Below are 753 nucleotides of genomic sequence, written 5' to 3' on the forward strand. Positions count from 1 at the left end.
GGATAATACAAGGTTTAATGCATGGGATAAAAAAGGATATGATTTCACTTTTAAAAAGGGTATTTGAATAATAGAATTGTATTGTAGACATTGATTATTTAGGAGGAATAGAAAATGAGCGAAGAAAAATTCGAACAAGCAAAAGGAAATATCAAAGAGACTATTGGAGATGCTACTGATAATAAGGATTTAAAAGCAGAAGGTAAAGGAGATAAAGCTTCTGGTAAAGCCAAAGAAGTAGTAGATGATGTTAAAGATAAAGCTAATGACTTGATTGATAAAGTTAAAGGAGATAAAAACTAAATAAAAATTAAAACGTCTTAAGTATTATTATGTAGCATACTTGGGACGTTTTTTATTTAAAGTGAATAAAAATAAATAATAAGACACGCATTTATGCCGAGAAAATTTATTGATGTTGAGAAGAACCCTTAACTAAACTTGGAGACGAATGTCGGCATAGCGTGAGCTATTAAGCCGACCATTCGACAAGTTTTGGGATTGTTAAGGGTTCCGAGGCTCAACGTCAATAAAGCAATTGGAATAAAGCAACAAAAGGAGTTGAAGAAAATGAGTGAGAAAACTAAGAAAAGCATTCGTATAGCATTATCTTTTGCACAAGTAGTAGTACAGTCATTTATAGTTTATTATGCTTACAAGCAATATAAATTATCTAAAGAAAATTAATTTTTGATTATGTAATAAGTTTTGGTACTAAAAAAGACTTGATCTGATTAGACCAAGCCTTTTGAT

At 30.1% G+C, this 753-nt stretch carries 1 protein-coding gene; it reads left to right on the forward strand.

Features of this window, described 5'->3' with window-relative positions; translation table 11 throughout:
* The first annotated feature begins 114 nt into the window (after window positions 1-114).
* Window positions 115-303, forward strand: coding sequence for a CsbD family protein (locus AC1DHT_RS29210; protein ID WP_002440614.1), 189 nt, complete (start codon window positions 115-117; stop codon window positions 301-303).
* The last annotated feature ends 450 nt before the right edge of the window (window positions 304-753 follow it).

It is taken from the genome of Pseudomonas sp. 05N432 (assembly GCF_056396945.1).